10 protein-coding genes are annotated in these 13,313 nt (G+C 59.4%); 6 read left to right on the forward strand and 4 right to left on the reverse strand.

Annotation, left to right across the window (positions count from 1 at the left end):
- The first annotated feature begins 108 nt into the window (after positions 1-108).
- A complete protein-coding gene (locus QMK47_RS17280; RefSeq protein ID WP_253475775.1) occupies positions 109-567 on the forward strand; it encodes an REP-associated tyrosine transposase in 459 nt (152 codons plus the stop codon).
- A 182-nt stretch (positions 568-749) separates the two neighbouring features.
- Here the strand turns inward: QMK47_RS17280 and QMK47_RS17285 are convergent, their stop codons facing one another.
- The gene (locus tag QMK47_RS17285) at positions 750-2,033 is read right to left on the reverse strand and encodes a Zn-dependent hydrolase (RefSeq protein ID WP_320388843.1); all 1,284 of its coding nucleotides are present in this window, start codon (positions 2,031-2,033) and stop codon (positions 750-752) included.
- A 151-nt stretch (positions 2,034-2,184) separates the two neighbouring features.
- On the reverse strand, positions 2,185-3,663 hold the full coding sequence (locus QMK47_RS17290) for an NCS1 family nucleobase:cation symporter-1 (RefSeq protein WP_258688518.1): 1,479 nt from the start codon (positions 3,661-3,663) through the stop codon (positions 2,185-2,187).
- 613 nt (positions 3,664-4,276) lie between these two features.
- On the opposite strand from QMK47_RS17290, the gene hydA reads away from it, so the two are divergent.
- From hydA to QMK47_RS17310, 4 genes are all read left to right on the forward strand, one after another.
- Complete coding sequence (gene hydA / locus QMK47_RS17295; protein ID WP_320388845.1) at positions 4,277-5,716, forward strand: dihydropyrimidinase; 1,440 nt, start codon at positions 4,277-4,279, stop codon at positions 5,714-5,716.
- A gap of 170 nt (positions 5,717-5,886) precedes the next feature.
- Positions 5,887-7,254: an NAD(P)-dependent oxidoreductase gene (locus QMK47_RS17300; protein WP_320388846.1), complete on the forward strand. Its 1,368-nt coding sequence runs from the start codon at positions 5,887-5,889 to the stop codon at positions 7,252-7,254.
- A complete protein-coding gene (gene preA, locus QMK47_RS17305) occupies positions 7,255-8,529 on the forward strand; it encodes an NAD-dependent dihydropyrimidine dehydrogenase subunit PreA (protein WP_214512652.1) in 1,275 nt (424 codons plus the stop codon). It begins immediately after the preceding gene.
- Between the two features lie 221 nt (positions 8,530-8,750).
- Positions 8,751-9,773 carry an RHS repeat-associated core domain-containing protein gene (locus tag QMK47_RS17310; protein WP_320388848.1) on the forward strand — a complete coding sequence of 341 codons (1,023 nt, stop codon included), beginning with the start codon at positions 8,751-8,753 and terminating at the stop codon, positions 9,771-9,773.
- A gap of 49 nt (positions 9,774-9,822) precedes the next feature.
- Here the strand turns inward: QMK47_RS17310 and QMK47_RS17315 are convergent, their stop codons facing one another.
- Both QMK47_RS17315 and QMK47_RS17320 read right to left on the reverse strand, forming a co-directional pair.
- On the reverse strand, positions 9,823-10,443 hold the full coding sequence (locus QMK47_RS17315) for a TetR/AcrR family transcriptional regulator (RefSeq protein WP_003202912.1): 621 nt from the start codon (positions 10,441-10,443) through the stop codon (positions 9,823-9,825).
- A gap of 263 nt (positions 10,444-10,706) precedes the next feature.
- Positions 10,707-11,051, reverse strand: a complete 345-nt coding sequence (locus QMK47_RS17320) for a DUF6124 family protein (RefSeq protein ID WP_320388849.1) — start codon at positions 11,049-11,051, stop codon at positions 10,707-10,709.
- A gap of 906 nt (positions 11,052-11,957) precedes the next feature.
- Here QMK47_RS17320 and QMK47_RS17325 point away from each other — a divergent pair.
- Positions 11,958-13,145, forward strand: coding sequence for an OprD family porin (locus QMK47_RS17325; protein WP_408980868.1), 1,188 nt, complete (start codon positions 11,958-11,960; stop codon positions 13,143-13,145).
- Positions 13,146-13,313: the final 168 nt, after the last annotated feature.

Below are 13,313 nucleotides of genomic sequence, written 5' to 3' on the forward strand. Positions count from 1 at the left end.
CCTACAGAAACCTGCGCACGCTGAAATATTGCGCAATTGCTTTTTCAATCGCCCTTCGTCGCAACGACTAATTTTCGATGATCTACATATTTTTTTGGAGATCACGCAATGCCCAACGCAGCACATGGATGTCGTTTGCGTATAGGTCGAGTAAGTGAGCCCGACCGAATCTATCTATTGACCGCCGTTGTGTACCAGCGCCAGCCTATTTTTAGCGATTGGCGACTGGGCCGGCTGCTCGTCGATCAGTTGCGAAGCGCCGAAGAAGTCTCAATGGCGACCTCCCTCGCCTGGGTAGTGATGCCGGATCACGTACATTGGCTGGCACAATTGCATAGTGGCAATCTGGCCGAGCTGATGAGCCGCATCAAATCCCGCAGCAGCCGAGACGTCAATCTTGCCCGTTGCCAGCAAGGCCGATTATGGCAGCGAGGCTATTATGATCGGGCGCTACGCAAGGATGAGGATCTGAAAGACGCCGCGCGGTACATCATCACCAATCCCCTGCGCGCCGGATTAGTGAGGCGTGTTGGTGACTACCCTCTGTGGGATGCCATTTGGGTTTGAAAAGCAAAAAGATCGCAGGCCTTGCACGTTCCCTGTAGGAGCTGTCGAGTGCAACGAGGCTGCGATCTTGTCCCATACAATTGAGTCGAGAGCGAAAGATCAAGATCAAAAGATCGCAGGCTTCGCCAGCTCCTACATAGGCGTTCCCCTGTGGGAGCTACGATCTTCTAGCCTTCTAGCCTTCAAGCCGCCATGCGCCCCTCGGCAATCGCCTGTGAGGCGGCCAGCATCGCTCGCAGCAGCACCGCGCAACCGGCGGCGAGGTCGTCCGGGGCGGCGTTTTCGATTTCGTTGTGGCTGATGCCCCCTTCGCAGGGCACGAAGATCATCCCGGCCGGGCCCAGTTCGGCGAGGAAAATCGCGTCATGGCCGGCACCGCTGACGATGTCCAGGTGGGATAGGCCCAGCCCCTGGGCAGCGCCGCGTACGGCGTCGACGCAGCCCTTGTCGAAATACAGCGGCGGGAAGTCGGCCGTAGGTTTCAAATCGAAGGTCAGGCCGTGTTGCCGGCAGGTGTCTTCGATCACCTGCTTGACCTCGGCGATCATCGAATCCAGCCACGCCGGTTCCAGGTGACGAAAGTCCAGGGTCATGCGCACTTCGCCGGGGATGACATTGCGCGATCCCGGATAGGCTTGCAGGCAACCGACCGTGCCGCAGGCATGGGGTTGATGACCGAGGGCGGCACGGTTGACGGCGCCGACGATGATCGAGGCGCCCACCAGGGCGTCCTTGCGCAGGTGCATCGGGGTCGGGCCGGCGTGGGCTTCGACGCCGCGCAACGTCAAGTCGAACCACTTCTGCCCCAGCGCGCCCATCACCACGCCGATGGTCTTGCCTTCGTCTTCGAGGATCGGCCCCTGTTCGATGTGCGCCTCGAAATACGCCCCCACCGGGTGCCCGCTGACCTGGCGCGGGCCGGCATAGCCGATGGCATTGAGCGCCTGGCCCACGGTGATGCCTTCGGCGTCGACCTTGGCGAGGGTTTCTTCAAGGGTGAATTTTTCCGCGAACACGCCGGAGCCCATCATGCACGGGGCGAAACGCGAGCCCTCTTCGTTGGTCCACACCACCACTTCCAACGGTGCTTCGGTTTCGATGTTCAGGTCATTGAGGGTGCGCAGCACCTCCAGCCCGGAGAGCACGCCAAAGCAGCCGTCGAACTTGCCACCGGTGGGCTGGGTGTCGATGTGGCTGCCGGTCATCACTGGCGGCAGGTTCGGATTGCGCCCCGGGCGACGGGCGAAGATATTGCCCACCGCATCGATGCTGACGGTGCAGCCCGCCGCCTGGGACCATTGCACGAACAGGTCGCGGGCCTGGCGGTCAAGGTCGGTCAGGGCCAGCCGGCACACCCCACCCTTGACCGTGGCACCGAGTTGGGCCAGGTCCATGAGCGATTGCCACAGGCGATCGCGGTTGATGTGCTGATGGGTGGATTGCAGAACGTCGATGGCTGCGTTCATGGGGATCTCCATTTTTTCAGGCATTGTTTGGGTGTGTTCGAGGCCGCTATCGCGAGCAAGCTCGCTCCCACAGGGGATCTGCTGTGCATACAGGTTTTGCATCCACCCAAATCCAGTGTGGGAGCGAGCTTGCTCGCGATGAGGCCCTCCTTCACACCGCTGTTTTGGCAACGGACGGGCTTGCTCGCATACTGCACAACCCGTAATAAATCACCCCGCCCAGCGCCGAGCCGGTGAACCAGCCGTAGCTGTAGAACCAGCTGAACGCATCGCTGCCCAGGGACAGCAGCGTCAGCACCACCGGCACGCCAAAGGCGATGAAGCCGTTCCAGTTCCACGCAGGGTAAACGTCGTCGCGGTACAACCCGGCCAGGTCCAGTTGCTGTTTCTTGATCAGGAAATAGTCCACCACCATGATTCCGGCAATCGGCCCCAACAGGCTCGAATAACCCAGCAGCCAATTGGAATAGACCGACTCCAGGCTAACCTCGGACACGATCAGGCCGAGTTTCTTCAGCAGCTCGTGGGCCATCAGCGCCAGCCCCACCAGCCCGGTGAGCATCACCGCCTTGGTGCGGCCGATCAGTTTCGGCGCCAGATTCTGGAAGTCGTTGGTGGGCGAGACGATGTTGGCGGCGGTGTTGGTCGAGAGCGTGGCGACAATGATCAGCACCATCGCCAGGGCCACCCACACTGGGCTCTGGATGTGCCCGATCAAGGTCACCGGGTCGGAGACGGTCACCCCCACCAGTTTTTCCGAGGCAGCGGTCATGACCACGCCGAGGGAGGCGAACAGGAACATGGTCAATGGCAGGCCGATGATTTGCCCCACGATCTGGTCTTTCTGACTCCTGGCGTAACGGCTGAAGTCAGGAATGTTCAACGACAGCGTGGCCCAGAAACCGACCATGGCCGTCAGACCGGCAAGGAAGTAGCTGGTCACCCCGGCGCCTTCGGGACGCTTGGCCGGGACCGCCATCAGCTCAGTCAACGAGACATTGGGCAACGCCCATAGCAACAGCCCCGCCCCCACCAGCACCAGCAGTGGCGCAGACAAGGTTTCCAGCCACTTGATCGACTCGGCACCGCGCAGCACCACCCACAGGTTGATGACCCAGAACACCATGAAGCCGATCACTTCGCCGGTGCCACCCAGGCTCTTCCAGCCTTCGAACACCGAGCCGAGAAACAGGTGGATCGCCAGCCCGCCGAACATGGTCTGGATCCCGAACCAGCCACAGGCCACCAGGGCGCGAATCAGGCACGGCACGTTGGAACCAATCACGCCGAAGGATGAGCGCAACAGCACCGGAAACGGAATGCCGTACTTGGTCCCGGCAAAGGCATTCAGGGTCAGGGGGATCAGCACGATGATGTTGGCAAACAGAATCGCCAGCAGCGCCTCGCCCACCGTCAAGCCGAAATAGGCGGTGAGCACGCCGCCGAGGGTGTAGGTCGGCACGCAGATCGCCATGCCGACCCACAATGCGGTGATGTGCCATTTGTTCCAGGTTCGCTCATGCACCTTGGTCGGCGCGATGTCGTGGTTATAACGGGGGCTGTCGAGGACGTCGCTGCCGGCTTCAAGCTCGAACAACCCGTCGCGCTCAGTCACTGTTGATCTGGTCATGTCCGCTCCACTGTTTTCATTATTTTTGCTCATCGACTGGCGATGGCCGGAGTACTTGCACGCGTGCTACCGACCACTGCGCCAGACCACGACGGCACTCAATAACCGTGCCGAATAACGCGCCGAGCTGACCAGATGATCGATATAACCTTCTCAAACATTTGATATTTAAAGATTTAAAGCCAATTAACCGCCCTGCTTCACTTCGTGCTCATCAACTTGAGGCTAGATGAGCTGTACGTCCTGTCGAGTTCGAGATTCAAAGTGGTGCACCCCGAATCAAGGCGAGGTGTCTGGACCGCACTTCAAGCGCTTTCAAGCCGCTGATTTACCATGACAAATCTCGCTCAAATAATGATCCTGTCAAGTGCGTCAAAATGGTGAGCACGCTCACCATTTTGGTGATTTCTAAAATTAATCCTTTAATTTCAATTAGTTAATAATCGTATAAGCTAATAAAAAATAATCTTGCTCATTTCAACAACTCCAGCTAGCGTCTAATCCTGACAGTCGTGACAAGAATGAAAATCTGCACGACGTCGTCACTTAATAACCGTGATCGATAAAACATAAAGAACCGGCAACAGTCGGTCATGCCTGCGAGGAACTCGGAATGTCTCTGTTGATCCGTGGTGCCACCGTTATTACCCATGATGAAAGTTATCGCGCCGATGTGTTGTGTGCCGACGGTGTGATCAAGGCCATTGGTGAAAACCTGGATGTTCCGGCCGGCGTCGAAGTGCTCGATGGCAGCGGCCAATACCTGATGCCCGGCGGCATCGACCCCCATACGCACATGCAGTTGCCGTTCATGGGCACGGTCGCCAGTGAAGACTTCTTCAGCGGCACGGCGGCAGGCCTCGCCGGCGGCACCACCTCGATCATCGACTTCGTGATTCCCAACCCCCAGCAGTCGCTGATGGAAGCCTTTCATCAATGGCGTGGCTGGGCCGAGAAAAGCGCCAGCGACTACGGTTTTCACGTGGCAATCACCTGGTGGAGCGAGCAGGTCCGCGAGGAAATGGCCGAGCTGGTCAACCATCACGGCGTGAACAGCTTCAAGCATTTCATGGCCTATAAGAACGCAATCATGGCCGCCGACGACACCTTGGTGGCGAGCTTCGAGCGTTGCCTGGAACTGGGCGCGGTGCCCACCGTGCACGCCGAGAACGGCGAACTGGTCTACCACCTGCAACGCAAGTTGCTGGCCCAGGGCATCACCGGGCCCGAAGCCCATCCGTTGTCGCGTCCTTCGCAAGTGGAAGGCGAAGCCGCGAGCCGCGCCATCCGCATCGCCGAAACCTTGGGTACACCGCTGTACCTGGTGCACGTGTCCACCAAGGAAGCACTGGACGAAATCACCTACGCCCGCAGCAAGGGCCAACCGGTCTACGGTGAAGTACTGGCCGGCCACTTGCTGCTGGACGACAGCGTCTATCGCGACCCGGACTGGCAGACCGCCGCCGGCTACGTGATGAGCCCGCCCTTCCGCCCGCGCGGACACCAAGAGGCGCTCTGGCACGGCTTGCAGTCCGGCAACCTGCACACCACCGCCACCGACCACTGCTGCTTCTGCGCCGAACAGAAAGCCGCCGGCCGTGACGACTTCAGCAAGATCCCCAACGGCACCGCCGGTATCGAAGATCGCATGGCCGTGCTCTGGGACGAAGGGGTCAACAGCGGCAAATTGTCGATGCAGGACTTCGTCGCCCTCACCTCCACCAACACCGCGAAGATCTTCAACCTCTACCCACGCAAGGGAGCGATCCGCGTCGGCGCCGATGCCGACCTGGTGCTTTGGGACCCGCAAGGCAGTCGCACGATTTCCGCCAAGACCCACCATCAGCAAGTGGACTTCAACATCTTCGAAGGCAAGACCGTGCGCGGCGTGCCCAGCCATACCATCAGCCAGGGCCGGCTGGTCTGGGCCGATGGCGACTTGCGCGCCGAACGCAGCGCGGGGCGTTATATCGAACGGCCGGCGTATCCGGCGGTGTTCGATTTGCTGAGCAAGCGGGCTGAACTACAGCGTCCGATTGCTGTGAAGCGCTGAACCCAGGCCTTCGGCCTATCGCGAGCAAGCTCGCTCCCACAGGGATCTGCGGTGCACATAGATTCAGCACCCAGTGTGGGAGCGAGCTTGCTCGCGATGAGGCCAGCCCAGACACCGAAAAAACCACTGCCCACCAGAGGCAGCACCTCAAACACCGTGAGGCCCACTCCATGATCCAGCCCTTGAGTCACCTCCCCCATTCCCAGGAAGACCCGGCCACCCTCGCCGCTCGCTTCAGCGACCTGGCGCCGCCACTCAACGCGCGCCAGGCCCACCTGGAAGCGTCCCGGTGCCTGTACTGCTACGACGCGCCGTGTGTGAACGCCTGTCCAAGCGAAATCGACATTCCTTCGTTCATCCGCAACATCCATCAGGACAACGTCCAAGGCGCGGCGCAGAAGATTCTTTCGGCCAACATCCTCGGCGGCAGTTGCGCCCGGGTCTGCCCCACCGAGGTCCTGTGCCAGCAAGCCTGCGTGCGCAACAACGCCCATGAATGCGCGCCCGTGTTGATCGGCTCGTTGCAGCGCTACGCCGTGGACAACGCCCACTTCAGCGAACACCCGTTCCAGCGTGCCGCCGCCACCGGTAAGCGCATCGCCGTCGTCGGGGCCGGGCCGGCGGGGTTGTCGTGTGCACACCGCAGTGCGATGCACGGCCATGACGTGGTGATTTTCGAAGCCCGCGACAAAGCCGGCGGCCTCAACGAATACGGAATCGCCAAGTACAAACTGGTGGACGACTACGCCCAACGTGAACTGGACTTCCTGCTGGGCATCGGCGGTATCGAAATCCGCCATGGCCAGAAACTCGGCGACAACCTGAGCCTGAACGACCTGCACCAGCAATTCGACGCGGTGTTCCTCGGCCTCGGCCTGGCCGCCAGCAAACAACTGGGCCTGAGTGACGAACAAGCGCCAGGGCTGCTGGCCGCCACCGAATACATCCGCGAATTGCGCCAGGCCGACGACTTGAGCCAGTTGCCCCTGGCCGACCGCTGCATCGTGCTCGGTGCCGGCAACACCGCCATCGACATGGCCGTGCAAATGGCTCGCCTCGGCGCCCGGGACGTCAACCTGGTCTACCGGCGCGGCCTTGAAGACATGGGCGCGACCTTGCACGAGCAAGACATCGCCAAGGCCAATCAGGTACGCCTGCTGACCTGGGCCCAACCGCAACAGGTGTTGCTCGACGACACGGGAAATGTGCGCGGCATGCGCTTCTCTCGCACGCATCTGGAGAACGGCCGGCTGGTCATCGGCACCGACACCTTCGACCTGCCCGCCGACGCCATTTTCAAAGCCATCGGCCAAGCCTTCGACGACAACGCGCTGGTGGACCCACTGGCCCGGGAGCTCAAGCGCCAGGACGGGAGGATCTTGGTGGACGAACACCTGCGCACCAGCATTCCCGGTGTCTACGCCGGCGGCGACTGCACCAGCCTGGACCAGGACCTCACCGTGCAGGCCGTGCAGCACGGCAAGCTCGCCGCCGAGGCGATCAACGCTCAACTGATGCTCAACGTGGAGGCTGCGTAAATGGCCGATCTATCGATTGTCTTCGCCGGCATCAAAGCGCCCAATCCGTTCTGGCTGGCTTCCGCGCCACCCACCGACAAGGCCTACAACGTCGTGCGTGCCTTCGAGGCCGGTTGGGGTGGCGTGGTCTGGAAAACCCTCGGTGAGGACCCAGCCGCGGTGAACGTGTCCTCGCGTTATTCGGCCCACTACGGTGCCAATCGCGAGATATTGGGCATCAACAACATCGAGCTGATCACCGACCGCTCGCTGGAGATCAACCTGCGGGAAATCACCCAGGTGAAAAAGGACTGGCCGGACCGGGCGCTGATCGTGTCGCTGATGGTGCCCTGCGTTGAAGAGTCCTGGAAGAACATCCTGCCGTTGGTGGAAGCCACCGGCGCCGACGGCATCGAGCTGAACTTTGGTTGCCCCCACGGCATGCCGGAACGGGGCATGGGCGCGGCGGTCGGCCAGGTGCCGGAGTACGTCGAGCAGGTGACCCGCTGGTGCAAGACCTATTGCTCGCTGCCGGTAATCGTCAAACTCACGCCGAACATCACCGACATCCGCGTCGCCGCCCGCGCGGCCCATCGCGGCGGTGCGGATGCGGTGTCGTTGATCAACACCATCAACTCCATCACCAGCGTCGACCTGGACCGCATGGTCGCCCTGCCCAGCGTCGGCAGCCAGAGCACCCATGGCGGTTACTGCGGCTCGGCGGTCAAGCCGATCGCGCTGAACATGGTCGCCGAAATCGCCCGCGACCCGCAGACCCAAGGCCTGCCGATCTGCGGCATCGGCGGCATCGGCAGTTGGCGCGACGCCGCGGAGTTCATCGCCCTGGGCAGCGGCGCGGTGCAGGTCTGCACGGCGGCGATGCTGCATGGTTTTCGCATCGTCGAAGAGATGAAGGACGGCCTGTCGCGCTGGATGGACGATCACGGGCATGCCAACCTCCAGGCGTTTTCCGGTCGCGCGGTGGGCAACACCACTGACTGGAAGTACCTGGACATCAACTACCAGGTCATCGCCAAGATCGATCAGCAGGCCTGCATCGGCTGCGGCCGCTGCCACATCGCCTGCGAAGACACCTCACACCAGGCCATCGCCAGCCTCAAGCAGGCTGACGGCACGCACAAATATGAAGTGATCGATGAAGAGTGCGTGGGCTGCAACCTGTGCCAGATCACCTGCCCGGTGCAGGACTGCATCGAGATGGTGACGGTGGACACCGGCAAGCCGTTTCTGGATTGGAATCATGATCCGCGTAATCCCTATCATGTCACTGTCTGAGGGTTAGGGTGCCTGAACTGGCGCCATCGCGAGCAAGCTCGCTCCCACAGTGGATTTGTGTTCACCACCGATCCCCTGTGGGAGCGAGCTTGCTCGCGATGAGGCCATCAGCCCCAACACCAATCTCAAGGCTCCCCCTGGACTAACAGTTCTGCTAGTAGACACCCCCCAAAAAATCCCCGAGCCTTAAACAGCCGAACCCATCCACTAGAGCCCAGCCCATGTCGACGTCAACGATGAAGATACTGTGCCGCTACCAATACGACCCCCTGGACCGCCTGACAGGCTTGAAGCCTGCGGAGCATCTGGACACACAGCGCTTCTACCAGAACGACGAGTTGGTCAACGAGATCGAAGGCCAGGTGGAACTCACCATCCTTCGCCATGAAGCCCAGCCCCTGGCGCAACGCTTGCACATCGCCAATGTCACCGAGACGACGCTGTTGGCAACGGACCAGCAGCGGTCGGTTTTGCAAACACTGGCCGGTACTGATACCCAGCCGATGGCATATACCGCCTATGGTCATCGGTCTACGGAAAGTGGCTTGAGCAGCTTGCTGGGGTTCAATGGCGAGCGCCCCGATCCGGTAACGGGGCATTATTTATTGGGACAGGGTAATCGGGCGTTTAATCCGGTGTTGATGCGGTTTAATAACCCAGATGAATTGAGTCCTTTTGGGGACGGGGGGATTAATGCGTATGCATATTGTGGGGGGGATCCGATTAATCGGTATGATCCGAGCGGGAATGGTTCTATCTATATAATCAAACCATGGAACTTCGTAAAAAATCTAAATGGGTTAAATCTTTCATCAAGAACAATTGCACGAACTGATAGACCAATTGGGTTAAATTTTTCATCGACTGCCTTAGGTAAAAAACGCAGCGTGGCGGCAGGATTACCGCCAGAGCCAGAGATATGGAACAACGCGCCTCATACCTACAAAAAAAAAGCAACCTTAAAGCTACTCCGAGATCGCACCTACGAAAGAAACCTAAGGCAAGATGCGAGAAAATGGGATAGCTATGTGAAAAAAAACCCTCAAACCTCCATAGAAGCCGATATTGAAAGGCTAGATATATACAATAAAGCTTTACGCAACTTAGAAAACGCTAAAAATTTTTCGGTGGCCGAAAAATCGGCGTTGAATGCCAGGGTCTACAAAACAAGAATGATAGCCAAGCGCAGTGCTTGGAAAAACCTAAAAAGGTTGAAGACGGAGACTCAACGAGTTCGTAAATAACCGACCTAGTAAATCCACTTACGCTGCGGAGCATCAACCTGATAGCGGGCTACGGCTCCAACCCAATCCCCCGCAAAATCACACTGGTCACCGTCTGCACCGCCCGTTCGAACTGCATGTCCGACAGCGGCTGGTGGTCGTTGAGGATATTGATCTGGTGGTCGAAGTCGGCGTAATGCTGGGTCGAGGCCCAGATCATGTAGAGCAGGCTTGAAGGCTCCACCGGCAGGATGCGTTTGTCCTCAACCCACTGGCGGATTTTCGCTTCCTTCATCTTGGCCCAGTCATAGAGGCTGGCGTCCAGCGCCTGGCCCAGCGTCGGGGCGCCGTGGATGATTTCGTTGGCCCAGACCTTCGAGCCGTAGGGCCGGCTGCGGGAGTGGTTCATCTTGGCGCGGATGTAGCTGCTGAGCACCACCCGCGGGTCGTCGAACATTTCGAAGCACAAGGCGTCCTGCTTCCAGACCTCCAGCAGGTCGAACAGCACGGCGCTGTACAGCTCGCTCTTGGTGCTGAAGTAGTAATGCAGGTTGGAACGAGGCAATTGCACTTCGGCGGCGATGTCGGCCATGGCGGTGCTGCCGAAACCTTTCTCGGCAAAGACCTTCTCGGCGGCCAACAGGATTTTCTCGACGTTACTGCGACGAATCTCGATCTTGTGATTGCCCATGAGGGCTCCCTGGCAACAGCGTTGAGCAAGACTAGCATTCACCCAACTTTGAAAACACTGGGGATCCCTGTGGGAAGGCTTTTGTGACGAGGGAGCTTGCTCCCGCTCGGTTCTGTAGGAGCTGTCGAGTGCAACGAGGCTGCGATCTTGTCCCAGACAATTGAGTCGCAAGCGAAAGATCAAGATCAAAAGATCGCAGGCTTCGCCAGCTCCTACAGAACCGAGCGGGAGCAAGCTCCCTCGACACAAAAGCGGGTTTTGCGCTATGTCGGCTGGCGTGCTTCGACGTTGTCCAGCGCACGATTTGCCAGCATTGCGCTCAGTTCGATCAGTTGCTGGATGCCCAGGGCAATGTGGCGCCTGGGACCTTCCAGGTCGAAAGCCAAGTCACTGACCATGGCGTTGGCCGAGGCCAGGTTTTCGCTGAGGTTGGCGAGCAGGGTTTCGGTGTCGACGCCTTTGACGACGGTGAACAGTTGGCCGGGATCGGCCTCGAGTTTGCTGGGTTTGGGCTTGAGGTAGGAATCGAGGATGCGGTCGGCGGCTTTGTCGAACGCTTTTGAGCTGGATGGATCTGTATCCGGTGGGTTGGGTGTTGGTTTGAACATAGATGAAGCTCCGATGCTGTAGATGGGAGCCAACACCCTCTCGCTACCAAACGAATTAGGGTGGCGGCCATACGAAGGTTGGTAGACCGGGCATCGGAGCCGGCGCCTCCGAAGAGGCCCTGCGCATGGCCACCAAAAAGCAAAGTGCATGATTGCACTTGCAAGCGATGACGCTATGCACCGACACCAGGGCTACCAAACCCGATCGCTGATTCAATCAGCGACCCGGAAACGATAAAGCCCTGGCCCCAAGGCGCACAAGCCGGCGGATTCTGGCGCAGTTGTAGGCAACGGCGCAAGACAACGTAGCCCGATCCCGAACGATCCTACATCTGGATAAACACAGGCCTGTTTGGACTGGAAATAGGGTTAACAACACACCCCTGTGGCGAGGGAGCTTGCTCCCGCTGGGTGGCGAAGCCGCCCCAAGATTTTGTGCTGAAATACAGAACCTGGGCCTGCTTCGCAGTCCAGCGGGAGCAAGCTCCCTCGCCACAAGAGCCCGCTTAAGCCTTCTGATCGGGGACATTCGACTAATGTCTTAGACCAGTCATCGCACAACCAAGCACCCTCCCCGCTATTCTCAAGCCCCGAATGTGCCCGGCGCCACGGCCTGCGATCTTGACCTGGATGGGTGACGACCATTGAAATGCCTCATTTTGAAGCACTCCCGAGTTGGATAATTCCGATAATGGCCAGTTGACAACGAGGAGCCGCTTCCAAATAATCCCCTCATGTTGTACGACGACGTATGACAAATAAAAACAACAAAAAAAAGTAGGGAGCGCCATAGTGAGCACACGTGTCCGTTTTTCACCCGACAACCGTCCAAACCGCCGTACCCTTCTCAACACCAGCCCCGCCCTGATTCTGCTCGGTTGCAGCAGCCTTGCGGCGTTTCTGCCCATGACCGCCAGCGCCGAAGGCTTCGTCGATGACGCCAAGGCCACGCTGACCCTGCGCAACGCCTATTTCAACCGTAACTTCACCAACCCGAACGCCGCCCAAGGTAAGGCCGAGGAATGGACCCAGAACTTCATCCTCGACGCCAAGTCCGGTTTCACTCAGGGTGTGGTCGGTTTCGGCGTGGACGTGCTGGGCCTGTACTCGGTCAAGCTCGACGGCGGTCGTGGTACGGCCGGTACGCAACTGCTGCCGGTGCACGATGACGGTCGTCCGGCCGATGACTTCGGTCGCCTGGGCGTCGCCCTCAAGGCCAAGGTATCGAAGACCGAACTGAAAGTCGGTGAGTGGATGCCGGTGCTGCCGATCCTGCGTTCCGACGACGGCCGCTCCCTGCCGCAGACCTTCCGCGGTGGCCAGGTCACTTCCACTGAAATCAACGGCCTGAGCCTCTACGGCGGCCAGTTCCGTGGCAACAGCCCGCGCAACGACGCGAGCATGGAAGACATGTCGATGAACGGCCGCGGCGCGTTCACCTCCGACCGTTTCAACTTTGGCGGCGGTGAATACGCCTTCAACGAAAAACGCACCCAGGTCGGCGTCTGGTACGCGGAACTGTCCGACATCTACCAGCAGCAATATTTCAACCTGACCCACAGCCAGCCCATCGGCGACTGGACCCTGGGCGCCAACCTCGGCTACTTCACCGGCAAGGAAAACGGCAGTGCGTTGGCCGGCGACCTGGACAACAAGACCGCGTTCGCCATGCTCTCGGCCAAATACGGTGGCAACACCTTCTACGTCGGCCTGCAGAAAGTCGGTGGCGACGATGCCTGGATGCGCGTCAACGGCACCAGCGGCGGCACCCTGGCCAACGACAGTTACAACTCCAGCTATGACAACGCCAAGGAAAAATCCTGGCAGTTGCGCCACGACTTCAACTTCGCCGCCGTCGGCGTGCCGGGCCTGACCCTGATGAACCGCTACATCAGCGGTGACAACGTGCACACCGCCACCGTTGACGACGGCAAGGAGTGGGGCCGCGAAACCGAGCTGGCCTACACCGTGCAAAGCGGCGCGCTGAAGAGCCTCAACGTGAAATGGCGTAACGCATCGATTCGTCGGGACTACAGCACCAACGAATTCGACGAGAACCGCATTTTCATCAGCTACCCGCTTTCGCTTCTGTAACACCAGGCTCCATTGCCATGAGCGCATCCCATGGCAACCTGCGGCAGGGACGCCGGTTTAGAGCGGTTCGTCGATCAAACGTTGACAAGGTAACGGAAGGATAAGGATATTCTTCTCGGTCGTACGACAACTTATAACAACTGTACCTCTCATAGTTTGCTCAGGTAA

The sequence above is a fragment of the Pseudomonas sp. P9_35 genome (assembly GCF_034008205.1).
Taxonomy (GTDB): Bacteria; Pseudomonadota; Gammaproteobacteria; order Pseudomonadales; family Pseudomonadaceae; genus Aquipseudomonas; species Aquipseudomonas kilonensis.

Bases quoted from the DNA above. Each gene is read 5' to 3' on its own strand.
- QMK47_RS17300 (WP_320388846.1), top strand. From the start codon at position 5,887: ATGATCCAGCCCTTGAGTCACCTCCCCCATTCCCAGGAAGACCCGGCC.
- preA (WP_214512652.1), top strand. From the start codon at position 7,255: ATGGCCGATCTATCGATTGTCTTCGCCGGCATCAAAGCGCCCAATCCG.
- QMK47_RS17315 (WP_003202912.1), bottom strand. From the start codon at position 10,443: ATGGGCAATCACAAGATCGAGATTCGTCGCAGTAACGTCGAGAAAATC.
- QMK47_RS17280 (WP_253475775.1), top strand. From the start codon at position 109: ATGCCCAACGCAGCACATGGATGTCGTTTGCGTATAGGTCGAGTAAGT.
- hydA (WP_320388845.1), top strand. From the start codon at position 4,277: ATGTCTCTGTTGATCCGTGGTGCCACCGTTATTACCCATGATGAAAGT.
- QMK47_RS17285 (WP_320388843.1), bottom strand. From the start codon at position 2,033: ATGAACGCAGCCATCGACGTTCTGCAATCCACCCATCAGCACATCAAC.
- QMK47_RS17310 (WP_320388848.1), top strand. From the start codon at position 8,751: ATGTCGACGTCAACGATGAAGATACTGTGCCGCTACCAATACGACCCC.
- QMK47_RS17325 (WP_408980868.1), top strand. From the start codon at position 11,958: ATGACCGCCAGCGCCGAAGGCTTCGTCGATGACGCCAAGGCCACGCTG.
- QMK47_RS17320 (WP_320388849.1), bottom strand. From the start codon at position 11,051: ATGTTCAAACCAACACCCAACCCACCGGATACAGATCCATCCAGCTCA.
- QMK47_RS17290 (WP_258688518.1), bottom strand. From the start codon at position 3,663: ATGACCAGATCAACAGTGACTGAGCGCGACGGGTTGTTCGAGCTTGAA.